Annotated in this window: 16 protein-coding genes and 1 pseudogene; 3 read left to right on the forward strand and 14 right to left on the reverse strand. The window is 35.3% G+C overall.

Translation table 11 applies throughout. From position 1 onward, the window contains the following. Positions 1–546: 546 nt before the first annotated feature. From B9Z54_RS03685 to B9Z54_RS03740, 12 genes are all read right to left on the reverse strand, one after another. Positions 547–948, reverse strand: coding sequence for a hypothetical protein (locus B9Z54_RS03685; RefSeq protein WP_113927162.1), 402 nt, complete (start codon positions 946–948; stop codon positions 547–549). A 146-nt stretch (positions 949–1,094) separates the two neighbouring features. After that, positions 1,095–1,562 carry a GNAT family N-acetyltransferase gene (locus B9Z54_RS03690; protein WP_162785081.1) on the reverse strand — a complete coding sequence of 156 codons (468 nt, stop codon included), beginning with the start codon at positions 1,560–1,562 and terminating at the stop codon, positions 1,095–1,097. A gap of 143 nt (positions 1,563–1,705) precedes the next feature. After that, entirely contained in the window at positions 1,706–1,984 is a 279-nt protein-coding gene (locus tag B9Z54_RS03695; protein WP_113927164.1) for a hypothetical protein, read from the reverse strand. 144 nt (positions 1,985–2,128) lie between these two features. Continuing rightward, positions 2,129–2,692: a cysteine hydrolase family protein gene (locus B9Z54_RS03700; RefSeq protein WP_240189790.1), complete on the reverse strand. Its 564-nt coding sequence runs from the start codon at positions 2,690–2,692 to the stop codon at positions 2,129–2,131. A gap of 102 nt (positions 2,693–2,794) precedes the next feature. Next, complete coding sequence (locus tag B9Z54_RS03705) at positions 2,795–3,352, reverse strand: cysteine hydrolase family protein (protein WP_113927166.1); 558 nt, start codon at positions 3,350–3,352, stop codon at positions 2,795–2,797. Between the two features lie 277 nt (positions 3,353–3,629). Then, positions 3,630–4,472, reverse strand: a complete 843-nt coding sequence (xerA, locus tag B9Z54_RS03710) for a site-specific tyrosine recombinase/integron integrase (protein ID WP_113927167.1) — start codon at positions 4,470–4,472, stop codon at positions 3,630–3,632. A 235-nt stretch (positions 4,473–4,707) separates the two neighbouring features. Then, a complete protein-coding gene (locus B9Z54_RS03715) occupies positions 4,708–5,106 on the reverse strand; it encodes a GNAT family N-acetyltransferase (RefSeq protein WP_162785082.1) in 399 nt (132 codons plus the stop codon). Between the two features lie 540 nt (positions 5,107–5,646). Continuing rightward, positions 5,647–6,675, reverse strand: coding sequence for a hypothetical protein (locus tag B9Z54_RS03720; protein WP_113927169.1), 1,029 nt, complete (start codon positions 6,673–6,675; stop codon positions 5,647–5,649). Next, a complete protein-coding gene (locus B9Z54_RS03725; RefSeq protein WP_113927170.1) occupies positions 6,668–7,552 on the reverse strand; it encodes an ABC transporter permease subunit in 885 nt (294 codons plus the stop codon). The genes B9Z54_RS03720 and B9Z54_RS03725 overlap by 8 nt, the downstream gene beginning before the upstream one ends. A gap of 165 nt (positions 7,553–7,717) precedes the next feature. Beyond that, a complete protein-coding gene (locus B9Z54_RS03730; protein WP_113927171.1) occupies positions 7,718–8,263 on the reverse strand; it encodes a TlpA family protein disulfide reductase in 546 nt (181 codons plus the stop codon). Next, positions 8,264–8,821, reverse strand: a complete 558-nt coding sequence (locus tag B9Z54_RS03735) for a MauE/DoxX family redox-associated membrane protein (protein WP_113927172.1) — start codon at positions 8,819–8,821, stop codon at positions 8,264–8,266. Further along, positions 8,821–10,623, reverse strand: coding sequence for an ABC transporter ATP-binding protein (locus B9Z54_RS03740; protein WP_113927173.1), 1,803 nt, complete (start codon positions 10,621–10,623; stop codon positions 8,821–8,823). The genes B9Z54_RS03735 and B9Z54_RS03740 overlap by 1 nt, the downstream gene beginning before the upstream one ends. Before the next feature lie 197 nt (positions 10,624–10,820). Here B9Z54_RS03740 and B9Z54_RS03745 point away from each other — a divergent pair, with 197 nt between their 5' ends. From B9Z54_RS03745 to B9Z54_RS03755, 3 genes are all read left to right on the forward strand, one after another. Further along, positions 10,821–11,246, forward strand: coding sequence for a peroxiredoxin family protein (locus B9Z54_RS03745; RefSeq protein ID WP_113927174.1), 426 nt, complete (start codon positions 10,821–10,823; stop codon positions 11,244–11,246). Between the two features lie 394 nt (positions 11,247–11,640). Then, the gene (locus tag B9Z54_RS03750) at positions 11,641–11,844 is read left to right on the forward strand and encodes a hypothetical protein (protein ID WP_113927175.1); all 204 of its coding nucleotides are present in this window, start codon (positions 11,641–11,643) and stop codon (positions 11,842–11,844) included. Between the two features lie 35 nt (positions 11,845–11,879). Then, positions 11,880–12,245 (forward strand): hypothetical protein, encoded by a 366-nt coding sequence (locus B9Z54_RS03755; protein ID WP_113927176.1) that lies wholly within the window; start codon positions 11,880–11,882, stop codon positions 12,243–12,245. A gap of 475 nt (positions 12,246–12,720) precedes the next feature. Here B9Z54_RS03755 and dat read toward each other — a convergent pair whose 3' ends face one another. Then, on the reverse strand, positions 12,721–13,572 hold the full coding sequence (gene dat, locus B9Z54_RS03760; protein WP_113927177.1) for a D-amino-acid transaminase: 852 nt from the start codon (positions 13,570–13,572) through the stop codon (positions 12,721–12,723). A 21-nt stretch (positions 13,573–13,593) separates the two neighbouring features. After that, a pseudogene (gene pepV / locus B9Z54_RS03765) lies at positions 13,594–15,006 on the reverse strand (dipeptidase PepV). Positions 15,007–15,557: the final 551 nt, after the last annotated feature.

The following is a 15,557-nucleotide window of genomic DNA, read 5'->3' on the forward strand; positions in this document are numbered from 1 at the left end:
TGTAAGCCTGTTAGCATTCATACGCCTGTAACGTATCATGGATTTTAATATTAATTAATCTTACTCACCCATATCTAACCTCACAATTTGGTGATATACACATTTCTATGTATCGCAGGTATAGACCCGTACATCCAGAAGTTTGTCAGCTTAACCTTTTCTTTAGGTCATTTAAGCATTCTCACCATATTCAATCAACCCAAGCATCATGATTTACACCACCCCCGCGGGTAGGCTTTCGTCAGCTCATTTTAGCTGATACGGTAAATTCTTACGCCTTTTCACCGAGCTCTTAACACTATCTTTCTTACTAAATCCAGTGCTAATCGACTAAGAGAGAACCCTTCCAAGCGTTACCTCTTCATTTGATTCTTCGATATAATCCTTCAATTCCATAAGGAATTGTCTACCTTTTACCTGAGTAATGTGTAACCACTCTCAGCTGTAGTAGAAACATTTCGCACAATTAACCTGCCCTTTAACTTAGTACCAATTATTTCAAATCCGAGCAACTTACTCAAGGAAAACTTAAATTAAAAAAAGAGCTTACCCTGTTCTGGATAAGCACCTGTTACTTAAAGAAGGATTAAGGTTTTTATTTGAAACATTTATCATCAAAATGGTTGAAATAAGGTAACATACAAGAGGATAGTAAACTAATGGTAGAGTATCAGGGATAATAAGGGGTTTAATTCCAATATACTTTACTAAGGGTACACTAATCAAAAAGGCTAATAGCATTAGATGAGTTTTACGAAAAACTACTGCAACTAAAGCTATGCAACTTGGTATATAAAGAAAAATAACGTATTTCAATCTTAATATCCATATCCAATCTTCAATAGTGTCTCCAGTTGATTTTGGTATATAGTCTTTCCATATATATAGCCCCATTAAAGAACCAACAGTCCCTATAATAGTTGCAAACAAAAACCTATTCTTTTTCACTGAGACAACCCCCTTCTTAGTAATACTGTATTCATTACTAAGAAGGTAAACACTTATTTAAATATCCTGCTTATTAAAACCTGCCCTTTACTTGAACAGAGGGCGGCTGCTTATTCAGCAAACGCCCCCGATTGTTGAACAAGACATTATAAATTCTTTTCTAAACAATAGTGTGGTTTTCCTTCGAAAATTACTTCTTTAAACTTATTAAAACCTAACCTGGTCCAAAACAAAATCCCTTTCTCATTCCCCTTATGGACTGCCAATCGTAATTTTTTCTTTCCTTCTTTTCTAATAAGGTCTTCTAATTGTTGAAATACTCCAAGTGAATTTCCTTCCCCTTGAAATTGCTTATGAATTACAAATAAACTAATCCAAGGAGAATTATCTGAGGGATTATTTATACAATAATCCACTAATCCTATGTAATTATTCCCCTGCTTGATTAGCAGTCGAGTCGTATTTAACTTCTTGGATTCTTCATATTCAGAAAGGATATCATCGTAGTTAATAGTGCTTTTATTTTTAGACATCTGATTATAGGAAGAGTTTGAATTCATAATTTCTAATTCAATCTTCCATTTATTTATTTCGTTAGTTTCAAAAGTAATCACGTTAAACACCCTTTCCTTCTTACAATGTTAACCAATGCTACCCGATACTCACATAACAGGGCGGCTGCTTATTCAGCAAACGCCCCCGTTTCTTTAATAAGATATTAGTTGTATTAGGTATGTGGTTAATTTTAGTTTTTATGTTATAAACTTGTATCATTAGTCTTTTTAGAGTATATTACCAAGATTGTGAATAAAGAAAGTGCTAAAACTATGGCAGGTAAAACAAAGTGATTAATGTACGGAATATTGACAACACCACTAATCAATAATCCAGTACCAAGGATTAAATAAAAGCCAATAGCAATTTTGGAGTTATTTTTAAACCCCATTGGCGCAACTAACCAATGAAATTTATTTTTATTTAACATAACTAAGAAACCACACATAATACTAAGAAAACCTAAAAATGACAGACTCATTTTTTTCACCTCCAAACCATAAGGAAATTCCAATGCTTTGTTAAAGTATCCTGCCCAATAATTGAACAAGGCTACAGCTAAGATAATTGACTAATCTTCAAAATCTATAGAATAGGTTAAAGCAGTTCAATAAATCAAGTTTAATCATAGTTCATTAATAGTTTTTATCAATTGTTCTGTGTTTAAAATAGTAGCAAATTCTTCATTCAAAGTAGCTAAAGTTGTATTATGAATAATCTCAGGTCCAAAATAATTACCAACTTGGTCATTCATCCCAAAGGCTGCAGTGGCATCTGAAATTAAATAAGTATCAAAACCTAAATTTCCACTCATTCTTGTGGTAGTAGAGACACAATGAGGAGTAGTTAAACCTACTATTACCACTGTTTCGATGTTGGCAGCATGAAGATATTCTTCTAGATTTGTTCCGATAAAACTACTGTTAACTGTTTTGGTCATAACGACTTCTCCTTCAAATGGTTTGGCCACCTCTTTTATCTGGAAGCCTTCATTTTTTGGGTAAAAAACAGAAGAAGGATTTTCAGACTTGTGCTGAACATGAATAACATTCCAGCCTTTTTTTCTCCAAGCTGTTAGTATTTGACCAATATTTTCTTCTGCATTGAGATTGTTTCGTTCTCCCCACTTGGGATCATTAAATGCGTCTTGAACATCTATAATTATTAAGGCATTATTGTTTCCATTCAATTTAAAACTCCCCCTTCTGGATACTCTTATAAAAAGAACATCCCAATTTCCTACTAAGAAATTGGGAGCTGTTCGTAAGACGATTGCTATTTTCATACGACTTTATCTATATGAATTATGAGTAGGATTGAATAATTCTTCTTCAGAACTTCGTACAATTGAAAAGTGTTCAACATTGTAATGTCCATGTAGTGTGTGATTATGATGCTTGATAATTTGTTCAGCGCTTAGTACCTCATTGTCTGTCGTAGAATGGCCATCCCCAACTAGTGTGACATCGAACCCACTTATAGTGGCAGTTCTAACTGCACTGTCAATACAATGTTCTGTTGCACATCCCATGATTACCAGATGTTTGATTTGAAGAGATCTTAGGTGACTTAGTAGCTCTGTTCCATGGAAAGAATTCGTAGCAGCTTTGTCGAAGATTTTAGATTCTGCTGGCACATTAATTCGTTCATGAATTTGAAACCCTTCACCTTGACCTTGTGCAATATCCGTGTCTCTTACAAAAATAACAGGAATATCAAATAATTTAGCCTTTTCAATAACCATATTAACATTTGAAATCAACTTGGATTTGTTAAACACAGCTCTTGTTTCCTGACTTCCTTCTATTAATTCTTGTTGTACATCAATAACAATTAGTGCTTGGTTCAAATGATTTTACCCTTTCAGATTGGGGGAAATGCTTGGTTATAAATAAATTAGTTAGGCAATTTCCCCGTTGTATTTTTTTCTACTATTTTTTTGTCTTTCATAATATCTACCTCCTGTATAAATTATTGAACTAAAAATCACAAGGGAATTTCCAGACAACTAAATCTTATCATAAAATAGCAGTAAAAGGATACTTTTCCCAGAAAGCTTTTCCATTAAATGGCCCGAAACAAGAAGAAAGAGCCTCATACCCACTAAGGGTTGAAGCTCTGAAATGTTAAAAATATTTACAGTAGAAGTCCTGGCGTAGCTTTCCACTAAGTTGAGCATAAATCTTTGTCGTTTCACTTTTCTCATGCCCCAGAAGGCTTTGGATCACTTCCAGAGGAGCACCGTTATTAATTAGATGAGTAGCATAGCTATGTCTTAATTGATGAGGGTGAATACTCTTCTTTATACCTGCTCTTTTTGAAACTCGTTTTATAATGTATCGAATCATATCAATACTCATTCGGTGTTTGGGCTTTCTCTCTGTTATAAATAGGCAATCCTCTTGATCGTCACGTTCATCCAAGTATCGTTTCAACCAAAGGGAGCAGCGAGTATTAAAATACACTTCCCTCTCTTTGTCACCTTTTCCATGAACAATCACAGAGTTCGCTGAGAAGTTTATGTCTTCCCGGTTTAGCTTGACAATTTCCCCTATCCGACAACCCGTCGAATAAAAAATTTCAAACAAGGCATTTTCCAAGGAGCTCTCGCAAGCCTCCCTTAAGTGTTCGATTTCAAGATCCGTGAGGAACTTTGGGATTCTTTTCCCTATCTTCGGTTCCTTTAACTTAGCAGCCGGATTGTATGGAAGATGCCCCTCATCATGAATCCACTTAAAAAGGGATCTGATGCAACGGACACGATGCCCCAAGCTCGCCGGTTTTAAATGGTCTCCTGAATGAATTAGATAACTCTTCAATTCGTCGGTTGTGAAGTCCTTTATGCTGATATCACCAAAGTGTTTTAACAGAAGAGTGTATTGAAAACAATAAGCTTTCAATGTTAGCGGAGAATAGCCTTCAATCTTCTTATCTAACTGATACTTTTCCCAGGCTTCAGACAGTCTCATCACGTCATCATCTCCTACAAGGCTGCCAACCAAGTAAACTTTGGTTCTAGTATGCCCATTCGGAAGATGGTTTATACAAAGCTATTAAATAAGTGTTCCTTTTTGTAGGAACACCTTTATGGCCACTGATCTTACATTAGCGCCCCCCGATTGTTGAACAAAAATTTTTATAAATTCTTTTCTAAGCAATAGTGTGGTTTTCCTTCAAAAATTACTTCTTTGAATTTATTAAAACCTAGCCTCGTCCAAAACAAAGTTCCTTTCTCATTCTCCTTATGGACTGCCAATCGTAATTTTTCTTTCCTTCTTTTCTAATAATGTCTTCTAATTGTTGAAATACTCCAAGTGAATTTCCTCCCCCTTGAAATTGCTTATGAATTACAAATAAACTTATCCAAGGAGTATTATCTGAAGGATTATTTATACAATAATCCACTAATCCTATATAATTATCACCCTGCTTGATTAGCAGTCGAGTAGTATTTAACTTCTTGGATTCTTTATATTCAGAAAGGATATCATCGTAGTTAATAGTGCTTTTATTTTTAGACATCTGATTATAGGAAGAGTTTGAATTCATAATTTCTAATTCAATCTTCCACTTATTTATTTCGTTAGTTTCAAAAGTAATCAACTTAAACACCCTTTCCTTCATTCAATGCTACCCGATAGTCACACAACAGGGCGGCTGCTTGTTCAGCAAACGCCCCCGTTTGTTCAGTAAGGTTCTTTTTCTTATTACTAATGAAAATACATCAAGAAGGAATTACTCGTTACCTTCTAGATACATAAGATAATTAGAAGATACTATATCTAGTTCTGTGTAGTTAACATCATTACAATACCTCTAACAATATAGATTATTAGAGGAGAGGAGGAGATTCTCCTAAAATGAACATATTTATACCCAATAAAGAAAGACTAATCCCTAGGAAAAATATCCAAGGATTATCTTCTGTTTACTTAACCAAGCCCCTTTCTTAAAAAATCTTAAACTTTTCAATTGAACAAAGAAAAAGCGGGAGATCAACAGTTCAATCTTCCGCAATAGCCCTTTTAACAAAATAATCCAATACTGTAAATTCTACTTCCTTTCAATTTTTTTAAAAATCACTAGAAGGAGTAAAATAATTAACCTCTTTGGAAAAATCAGACCTGTTTTATTCTACTCTTTCTACCCACTTCTCTTTCCTTGATTAACTAAATCGAACCTCTCCTGCATTGAGAATGATGGTGCCTCTCTATCACCACCGTCTGATGGCTTAGATATTTTCCCGCTTTGTTCGGAATCCAGGAGTAGCACTTTTAAGTTGGTGCTGATTGTATTTATGAAAAAGATAAGCATTGCAAAAAAGATGAGTGGACTAACCACAAGCCAAGGATTCACAAATATTTGATTTAAATTGATACTAATCATAGCCGCCCATTCATTTGTGGCTGTAAAGTATTCTGGTTCTGTTCCTCCAATACCAAAATTAATAATTTTTAGTCCACCAAGGGTGATATATATAATACCCAGTTGGATTAATAATGCGAGTGTCTGAGAAATTTGTTCTGAAAAAAGCACAACTGAATGGCGACGAAATTGTGGCCAAAGATGGGCAGTAATGAGATGTCTCTTAGTTCCGCCTATTGTTTTTGATACCTGAATAAATTCGTTATGCATAAATATCTTCATCTCTTCACCAATATAAATGCCCAGTGAGGGTACGATTACAATGGAGATTACTAGCATTTGAATGAACAAATAATTTGTAGTTCCAAGTGAATTTAATTGGAATGCTTTATCTACATAAAAAAGAAGTGCATAAACTATAATAACAAGCGGAATAAACTGAAAGACTTCTGCCATGGCCTTTACATGTTTCACTACTTTTTGGGATAAAAAAGTATAAACCAGTCCAAAAAAGAAGCCGAATAACATTCTTAGAAATGCTATCCCAATAGCAGCTAAAATAGTGTACTTTGCTCCAACAATTAGTAAAATGGCCACGTTCCTTCCCAATTTGTCACTACCCATTGGCGGCATCTCTCGAGGGTTATATGGAGGAGCAGCTATTATCTTGCCACTAGAATCTTTCATATAATCAGAAGTATTACTATTAAAATCTGGATATATGTATGGTAGTAAGAAACTGGCTACTAGCATGAGTGCAATAATGAACAGAGGGATAGCTATCCCCAGTTTAGCTTGATTATTCAATTGTTGTCCCCTCCTTTAACCAAAACTTTAAAAATAAAGATCCAAGAGTATATAACAAAAAGAACGGTAGAACTATCATCAACATTCCTATTAAGAAAGCAGGTGGAGATGTTGTTGATGCTAACAACAACGCTTTCATGAATCCGTTTATATTAAAAAGGAGTTCTATGATTAACAAGTTAGATAGCATTAATAAAAAGACCGGTTTTGAATGATAAAAGAAATGAATCCACACGTTGCGAAACAGGTGAACCCAAAGCGTATAGAACTTTGAAAACCCTTTGGAATATGAAAACTCTATATACGGTTTAACCTCTTCTTCTTTCAATTGAAAAATAAAGTTCTTCATTAAGTAAGTGATTGGTAAGATAGCTAAACATACTACCGGTAGAAAGTAAATCCTATCCTCTCCGAGAGTATATATATCAAATAGTAGATAACCAGTTTTCTTATAAAGCCAAATAATTAAGAGCTGAAGCAGCACCACAATAAACACATCAGGTAAAGCATCAAGCAAATCAAGGATCCGAGTCACAAAGCGATTAATTTTTTTCGGTAGTACCATAATCATATAAGTTAAAACAATTGAAACAGTTATCGAGAGTATAAATGCTAACAACAGGATAAAAAACGAATAAAAATATGAATCAGCAAATACATCCTTTATTGGATAGTATTTACCGCTGTCCTCCCACTTTAGTTGAAGTGAGGTAATATCAAACATTTGCTGAAGGGTAGTTTTTAACGTTAATAAATAGTTATCTAAGTGAATTACTAGTTCATGGTCGTATTTGAGAATTGAACTCACACTACTTATTAAAAAAAATCCAAAGAAGACAAGCACCGTATATATAAATCCACTCTTAATGGTTTTCATGACTCCCCCTATTTCTTATCGAAAGATATTTGAAATTAAGAATTATTAATAGTAAGTTCACGAACTGAACCTAACCTTTGGCTATCGGTATAGTAATCAAATAATCACACCCATGTAATAATAAAGTCTCTTCCAGCAGAAAGAGACTCATAAGTCCTAAATAAGTTATGAAACCAAACGATTTTCATTAATTAACAAATTCCATAAGCTTCCCTTATTTTTCAACTCACCTGCTGCCTTAACTTCATTCTCCTCTATGATAAGGGCATATGGAACTTTTGTAATAGAATAAAGTTGAGTGATTTTATTTGATCGCATATAAGATACCCGGTCACCCAAGTTCTTTCTTATTATAACGTCATCATGATTTTCATCAGTATTTATCACTAAAACTTGTATTTTGTAAGTATTTATAATTCTGTCAATTTCTGGGATTACCTCCTTGCATGTAGCACAATTTGTATTGACGAATAATAAGATTGATCTTTTATTAAAGAAATCCTTAGAAACAACCTTTCTACCTTGACTATCCAATTCTCTGAAATTTGGAACTGTTTGTCCTTCCTGAAGTGACCCTACCTTTATACCATTAATACTTTCAATCTTCGACATGAACTCTCCTATATATCGAGCTAGATAGAATATAACAACTGTTTGAAAGATAACAATAATAGTTACCGCTAGTAATGAGACATTGTATAGTGTATTCACTTAAGCACTCTCCTCCTCAAATATTTTTACAGTTTTCATTATTTGGTCTCTCTTCTTATTTAGTAATAAAAGTATTTTTCCAATTGAAAAAAATAGTAATGTAGAACCACATATAAATATAAGACTAAATTTGGCCGTGAAAGGAAGCTGCTCTGAAATAGTTCCATAAAATATAATTACTCCAGACAAGATGATAATTAGATTTCTTAGTACTAGCCCCCAGTGGAGTTTCTCACTCTCTAAAACACTTCCACAACCACAACTGAAATCCGTATTTTTTCTTGCTAAATTTAAAGTAACAGCGGTTGAATATATGAAAACAAGAATTATTAGTGATAGTGCTGCTATTCTATTATTAGTAAATAAAAGGAAATTAACACTAATAAAGGATTCAATTAATAAAAAGAAAATCAAAGCAGGTTTGTTTAAAATTGATGGTATAAGGCTATACATTTTTATAGTTGTAAGATGTTTACTCCAATTTATGATTTTATCAATGGCAGTAAGGAAAAATAATAATCCTAACATATACTTCAAGATGATCATTAAATATAACATTAGATTAGAACTCCTTTCCTTGGATTTAATTTTGACTGGGCATTATAGAGATTATAGTATTCTCCTTCTTGTTCCATTAATTCTAAATGACTTCCTCTCTCTATAATTTCTCCATCTTTTAAAACAATGATTTCATCCAATAGGTGTGTAAAACTCATCCTATGTGTGACCAATATTAAAGATTGATCTGGAGTATTTTCGAGTAAGTTCTTAATGATGTTCACCTCAGAAATTGGATCAAGGCTTGAAGTTGGTTCATCGAGGATTATAAAATCTCCCGACCTTAAAAGACATCTTGCTAAGGCGATTTTTTGCCACTGTCCCCCAGATAAATCTTGGCCGCCTGAAAATAACCGCCCTAGAATTAAATCATACTTATTATCAAGTTGATTGATGAAACTATGTATGCCTGTTACTTGTGATGGTTTTATTATTTCACTTAAATCATTTAACTTATCGATATTGCCAAACCCGATATTTTCTCTAACTGAAAAATTGTATTTTTGGAAGTCTTGAAACAATACCGAAACATTTCTTAGGTAATCTTTCTTGTCTATAGTCTTTATATTCTTGTTATTGACTAATATTTGTCCCTCACTTGCAGCAAAAAGACCTGTTAAACACTTTATTAATGTTGTCTTACCGGATCCATTTGAACCTACAATAGCAATTTTCTTACCCTTTGAAATATTGAAAGTAATGTTCCTAAGTACTGGCTCTCGAAATCCCGGATAGGTAAAGCTCAGGTTTTTCACCTCAATTGATTCTATATTTTTAATATGATTGTGATCACCTCTTTGTTCTATCAATTCTTCTTCTAAATTCAAGAATTTTCTATAGTCTTCAATGTACAGAGCACTTTCATATATTGCCGAAAAATTTCTTGAAGTTGCACTTAATGAATCTTGAATTGATTGTATGGCCTGAAGAATTGCAACAAAGCTTCCGACCTTGAACCTACCGACATTAATAAAAAAAATGACTACAACACCTGAGATAGCGTAGGTCAGTACTAAAAAAAATTCTGCAATTAAACTAAATTTCGAATTATTTATTGTCACCTTTAATTCTTCTTCAACATAAGATCTGTAGTTGAACCTCCATTTTTTCATTAAGTAGTCAGATAAGGAAAACAAGCGTATTTCTTTTATGGAATCTCTTTGCGTCAGTAAATCTGTTATATAAGATTCTAATCTTCCGGTCGGTGTTAGAAATTTAATCAGTTCAAACCTCTTTTTACCAAATACCATTTCCACAATAAAAAGGGGTAACATACCTAGAAATAATACAAGTATAAAAATCCAATGCTTGGTTAGCAAAAAAGCTAGAACTGATAAGACTGAAATAATATTCTTGATCAGAGACGTGCTTTCAAATATGGTATTCAATAGTTTTGACTGACTACTGCTTATCCTTTGTAAGAAATTCTGTGTCTCAGGATTTTCAAAATTTATGTAAGGAATTGCATTACTCTTGCTAAAAATCGAAGAATTAACCTCTTCCCCCATTGCATTTTTAACTCTTTTATCTAGCACCGTACTAATATGTTGGAACACATATAAAGCATAGACAATAAGGATTTGAGCTAGAAACAATAAAATTACTTCCTCTAGATTGTTACCTTCTGTAATTAGTTGAACGACACTATTAACTAATGATTGTGTAATTGATAGTAAAGCAAGGGGGGCAAGTCCAGACAACACCTGTAAAATAATCAAAATTGACAACTCTATCTTTGCGTTTTTCCATGCTAAGGAAAAAGAGTATCCAATACTCTTTGTAATTTTCACTGCAATTGACAACCAATCAACTCCTCTCGTTCATTTTCGGAATAGTGTTGACATTCTGACAAATCAATATTACCATTAATTTGTAAAAAAGAAAACGTTTTCAAGGAGGTTGGTTTAAAAGTGATGGAGTTAATTGTTGGTTTTTGTATATTTGTAGCAGGTTTTGCCTCTCTTTTTAATTTTTTAATTTAAAAAGGAAGAGATATACTATGTTTCGTTTATCCAATGAAAATTTGCTCCAAGAAGAATTTATTAAAGTTCCCGCAAAAAATTTTGAATTAAGTGATACTAATGGTAAGTTTCATAACCTCAAAGATCTTGTTAAAAATGGTCTCATTCTCGTCTTTGTAGATGCTCAGTGCACTCATTGTGAAAATAACCTTGAGGAGTTTATTTATGAAGTAGGATTTAAATTCAAAAAAAACTTTGTTGTAATTTGTGGGGATAGTGATCTCAAGCAATGCGAAAAACTTTCAAGGTTATATGATCATAAATTCCTGGTACTACAAGGGGATAAGGAAGTATTTGCTGAATATGAGATTCCGTTCCTGCCTGCTTTTTATTATATAAACAACCAACAAATAATTACTAAAAAAACTCCAATACCATATCAGTTAATTCATATGCCAGCATAGTAATTTTACACCAACTATCCATGATACTTATTTAAAGGGGATGTTTTAAAATGGCAGGATTCTTATCTAAATTGACCAGTGGACCACAAAAAGCACCAGTTTGCTCGACTACTAGAAATGTAGAGTATTGTTGCGACTCTTCAGATTGTTTTAGAATTTATAAAAGCTACAGAGCTACTTGTGTTAAGAAAGTAGATGCTATGACTGGCTACGAATGTAGCGGTGAATATGTCGGAAGTTGCGGCTGCTAAGATAATTATAAGCTAATACTATAATTTTATATCACATGGAGTTGGTTTAAAATTATTGCCATGAAGAAACTGCTTTTATCTTAAAGCAGTTTCTTCTAATTAAACTTATAGATGATGTAAACAAGATCAGGGGGGGTTTAAAAGTGGGGATTAAAAAAAGCTTAATTATTGTTTATTTATTTATCCCTATGCTTCTGCTGTTAAGTGGTTGTAGAATAGTTTTTTTGGAAGAACCCTTAACTGAGCAAATAACAAACGAAAAGGTTCATCTTGATTCAAAAGTGTTTATAAAAAAAATAAACTTACAATTAGGCAATCAACTACCTTCCCTCCCAATACAATATTAACGGTAGCTTTAAGGCCATATCCAGTTGATTCGAGTTTGATCAACATACAAAATTATAGAGTTGACGCTCAAAGAGATAGTATAGTTTTAAAAGAAGTCACTGTTAATGCTGATAAAACTTTGGATGCTGTGATTCTAGATAGACCGGACCCTATGAAAAGATACCTCTTACAAGTAACTTTTGATCCGAAAATCCAAAAAGACTCTGTGAAGGAGATTTTTGGGGAGAATGGAGAGAGACTGTCAAAAGGAGCTGGGGTAGAAGAACTCAGTGATGGTTCCTACATCTTTAGAAAGTACATAAATATTATGAGCTATGAAGATCCAAACGGTATCGGAGGACCTTTAGACTTCCTTTCAAAATTAGAGATCGATGAGATGTATCATAGAGAAAAGCAATAATACAAGATTAGAAAAGAAAGAAACACCTTGAATAAAGAATTATTAAATGTCTACTCCTACCCGATCCAAATATATTAGCTTTAATAAGAACTTTCATCATCCAAACGTTATTTTCACCACCCTATAATTTAAAGGCTGCACCATTTTCTTTGAATAAATAACCATCCGGCAAACACGCTTAATTATTGATCCTTTAAATTACTTTCTCTAATAATTAACTATGTAGGTATAGGCAATCTCCTTGATAATAGGTACTAATTGTAAATGAAAAAGTCACATCAAAATAACCTGATTTTTCTGGAATGTTTTATAATCTTATTTCCCTTAATCCCCTTATAAGAGAAGAACCTATAATATTCCATTATTTTGTAATACCTGTGCAACATACTCTGCCATTAAATGGCCCTTTAACGGAACAACCCTTTCCAAAAAACGAAAAAACAGCCCTATTAAAAGGCTGTTCATCTGGTATTCCTTATTCCCCACACTGCTGAACAATTCTCTCTTCAAACCCTGCCTGCAGTTTTCTAGTTACTTCTCCCGGCTCTTCGGTTTCGAAGCTTTCTCCGGTGACTTTAACGATCGGCATCACTTCTGAAGTGGTGCTGGCGAGGAAGATTTCGTCTGCGGCGATAAGCTCTTCGATGCTGAATTCCTCTTCTTTAATAGTGATGTTTTGCTCTTTACAGATTTCCATGATCACTCTGCGGGTGATTCCGTTAAGGATCAGGTTTGTTGCAGGGTGCGTTTTGATGACCCCGTCTTTTACGATGAACATGTTGGATGATGATCCTTCTGTGACAGTTGAGCCCCTGTGGAGGATGGCTTCAAAGCAGCCACTTTGAGCCGCTTCCTGCTTGGCCATGATGTTCCCCAGGAGATTAAGGCTTTTGATATCGCATCTCAACCAGCGGACGTCTTCCACCAGTTTTGCGTGCACGCCTTTTTCCAACTTGTCTTTTGGTCTTTCGATTTCTTTTGTGTAGGCTGTAAAAGCTGGTTTCACATCTTTTTCTGGGTAGTGATGTTGCCTTGCTGCCACACCGCGGGAAAACTGAAGATAAATCGTTCCATCGTTAATATTGTTGCGTTTGACCAATGAAGCCAGGAGATTCTTCAGTTCTGCCAATGTGTATGGAAGGGTCATTCCGATTTTTTCTGCACTTTGAAATAAGCGTGCAAGGTGCTCATCAGCAGTAAAAAATTTTGAGTTGTAGACACGGATCACTTCATAGATACCGTCCCCGAATTGATATCCCCTGTCTTCGATATCGACTTTTGCTTTGTTTCTTTCAAGAATCTGGCCATCCAATATTACATAATCCAATGTCTTCTCTCCCTTTAGAAACTATTTTTTGGCAAGCTCTGCGATTGCCTGTGCATAAATTGCCGTTGCTTTAAGAATGTCTTCGACAAACATATGCTCATCTTTCTGGTGAGCCACATCAGCTCTTCCCGGGAATAACGGACCAAAGGCCACACCTGATTCCAATGACCTGGCGTAGGTTCCGCCTCCGATGCTTAATAGTTCCCCTTTATCACCAGTCTGCTCTTCGTAAACCTTTTGCAGGGTTTTTATTAAAACATGATCTTGGTCCACGTGATGCGGCTCTGAATCAGAGGAGTTTTCAATAGAGAAGCCGTGCTTTTCCACATGCGCTTCCAATGTCTCTCTGGCTTCCTTCATTTTAAAGGTAACAGGGTATCTCATATTTAACCCTAGTGATCCGCCGCTTTCATGGTCAAAACGCAGCTTGCCGACGTTGATGGTCAGCGGGCCAGTGATATCATCCTCATAATTGATTCCAAAGCTCCTGCCTCTTGAATCGCCATGGAAATGATTTTTGACAAAGCTGAAGTATTCCTTGGAAGTGGAATCAATCTCACTTCCACTTAAGAAGCATGCCAGAAGAAGACCGGCATTCTTTCCATTGTCAGGTTCCATTCCGTGGGCAGATACTCCTTCAAGTTCAAGGTAAAGATCGCCATTTTCCATATAGTACTTCCCTTGCAGGTCTTGCTCTTTCAGGAACGAATGGTAGGCCTGCACCAGTCTGGAGTGGTCTGTTTAGACTGAAATCCTGGCCTTAGCAAAATCAGGAACCATGTTGTAGCGTCTGCCTGATTCAAACTGAAGTACGCGGAAGTCGGCGTCTTCTCCGCTTCCAGAAACCTTTGAAACCAAGTCATAATCCGCGATTCCTTTCTCAGCATAAATGATCGGAAAATCCGCATCTGGCGCAAATCCCATTGTCGGCATTTCTTCCACCTTAAAATAGTGGTCAACACAGCGCCAGTCACTTTCTTCATCTGTTCCGATAATCATCCGGACACGTTTATCGAGCGGGATACCTAGTTCCTTGACGATCTTCATCGCATAGTAAGCGGCAATCGTCGGTCCTTTATCATCCATCGCTCCCCGGGCAAAGATTTTGCCATCTTTAATTTCGCCTCCGAACGGATCGACACTCCATCCATCTCCTTCAGGAACCACATCAACGTGGCAAAGGATTCCGAGCAATTCATCTCCTTGACCGAATTCAAGATGTCCTGCCAAGTGATCAACATTCTTAGCTGTAAAACCATCTTTTTCACCAAGATTCAATAAATATGTAAGAGCTTCTTTTACCCCTTCCCCAAGAGGCGCTTCGTCGGTCGCATTCTCTTCATCAAGGATACTTTTGATCTGCAGGAATTTCTGCAGGTCTCTTAATAAGTCACTTTTACGTTTCTCTACTTCTTCCATCCAATTAATATTCATAAGCAATCTCCTTTTCCAAAATGAGTTGACTACTCTCTATTCTATACGTTCTGCGGCTTCATGCAAATGATCATAAATTATTGTTGATGGGGTTAATGCGATCTTTTTCAATTATTGTGGCTCTCGACACTCGCCTCGGAGCCACTATAACGATCATTTTCTCTTTTAGTGGCTCTCAACATCTTCCTGAAGGACACTATCACGATTTTTTTCTCTTATAGTGACTCTCGACACCTTCCTGAAGGACACTATCACGATTTTTTTCTATTATAGTGGCTCTCGACACTCTCCTGAGGGACACTATAACGATTTTTCTCTCTTATAGTGGCTCTAGACTTCTTCATGAAGGACACTATCACGATTTTTTCTCTCATAGTGGCTCTCAACATCTTCCTGAGGGACACTATCACAATTTCTTTCTCTTATAGTGGCTCTCAACACCTCTCTGAGGGACACTATCTCGATTTTTCTCTCTTATAGTGGCTCTCGACTTCTTCATGAAGGACACTATCACAATTTCTTTCTCTTATAGTGGCTCTCAACACCTCCCT

Source organism: Bacillus sp. P14.5 (genome assembly GCF_003316765.1).
In the GTDB taxonomy this organism is placed as follows: Bacteria; Bacillota; Bacilli; order Bacillales; family Bacillaceae_B; genus Rossellomorea.

Coding starts and splice junctions, on each gene's coding strand:
- B9Z54_RS03725 (WP_113927170.1), bottom strand. CDS start 7,552: ATGAAAACCATTAAGAGTGGATTTATATATACGGTGCTTGTCTTCTTT.
- B9Z54_RS03695 (WP_113927164.1), bottom strand. CDS start 1,984: ATGAGTCTGTCATTTTTAGGTTTTCTTAGTATTATGTGTGGTTTCTTA.
- B9Z54_RS03735 (WP_113927172.1), bottom strand. CDS start 8,821: ATGTTATATTTAATGATCATCTTGAAGTATATGTTAGGATTATTATTT.
- B9Z54_RS03745 (WP_113927174.1), top strand. CDS start 10,821: ATGTTTCGTTTATCCAATGAAAATTTGCTCCAAGAAGAATTTATTAAA.
- xerA (WP_113927167.1), bottom strand. CDS start 4,472: ATGAGACTGTCTGAAGCCTGGGAAAAGTATCAGTTAGATAAGAAGATT.